Origin of the sequence: Microbulbifer sp. (assembly GCF_051659245.1) — a bacterium.
Taxonomy (GTDB): domain Bacteria; phylum Pseudomonadota; class Gammaproteobacteria; order Pseudomonadales; family Cellvibrionaceae; genus Microbulbifer.
Map to the genome: position 1 here is coordinate 1 of NZ_JBOFOC010000018.1, position 1,109 is coordinate 1,109.

A 1,109-nucleotide genomic window follows, 5' to 3' on the forward strand; every position below is an offset into this window, starting at 1 on the left:
CTTCCAAGCCAGCCCCCGGCGCAGGTCTCCAGCTGGCGGGCGCCGGTAGATCTGGGGGAGGAGTACGACGCCGTCCTCGACCGCCTGGCGGGCCTGCGATCCCAGGGGCTCACCGGGGCCATGGTGTTCGGCGATTACCTCCATCGCCGGATTGCGCCGCTCCAACGGCGCGCCCGGAGCGCCTGGGAGTACACTGGGCCTGAAGACTACATGCGGACCCACCAGGGAGCCAGATGGGATTGGGCTCCTGAGGACTTCAAGATCGTAGTCCAAAGGGTGCTGAACCTTAGCTCCGCGGAGGCGTCTCGCCTTCCTCAGGAGATCCTCCCCCTCTGCATTGATCCCGACCGCGTCTCCATTCTATCCATTATGTTGGGGGTCGGGGCCTCAGAGGAGAGAGCCCCTAAGGGCCACGACGGCGCGGGCGAGAGCCGCCGGGGGAAACAATCTGCCCCAGGAGGGGGTCGTGCTTCTGGGCCTCGCGTCGGGGGCCCGGGGAGCAGCCGCCCTGCCGACGCCCAGGGGAAGAGGAAGCTGGGAGGAACACCTCCCCCATCTCCTCCCCGAGGGGGCGGGGCGGTGCGTACCAGCGGTCGGCGCTCGGAGGGGGCTGCGCCGACGTCACAGCCCGAGGGGGAGCGCAAGAAGAAGCGGCTCCGCAAGATGGGGGAGACGGAACCAGCCCGGGGAAACCTAATTTCCCCCCCAAGGTGGTCATTCACCCGACCCCCTCGCAGGTTCGTCTCATTCTCATTGCATCCACCTTCCTCCAAAAAGAAGTTTTTTCTTGCTCACTTTGTTCGTTTTCTGGCTTTTTCTTCTGCTTCAGCGATGTCCCATCGCACTCCTCCCGCCACCCCAAGTCTGGACAGTCCGAGTCCGAAGATGCGGCGGCCGCAGAAGAGCGGAGGCGAGAAGCTGACCGGCGTGAAGCCGCAGCCCGCCTTCGGGAAGCTGAAGAGGCCGCCCGGGAGGCCGCCCGGGTTCGCCAAGCGGAGGAAGCCGCTCGGGAGGAGGCCGCCCGGGCCCGCCAAGCCGAAGAAGCTGCCCGGGAGGAGGCCGCCCGGGCTCGCCAGGCTGAGGCGAGAGCGTCACTTGGGCCCACTCCC

1 protein-coding gene is annotated in these 1,109 nt (G+C 67.3%); it reads right to left on the reverse strand.

The window, feature by feature from the left end; all coding sequences use genetic code 11:
• Window positions 1–222 (reverse strand): hypothetical protein (locus ACRC0P_RS02015; protein ID WP_438628020.1); only part of this gene is annotated, 222 nt, incomplete at its 3' end.
• Between the last annotated feature and the right edge of the window lie 887 nt (window positions 223–1,109).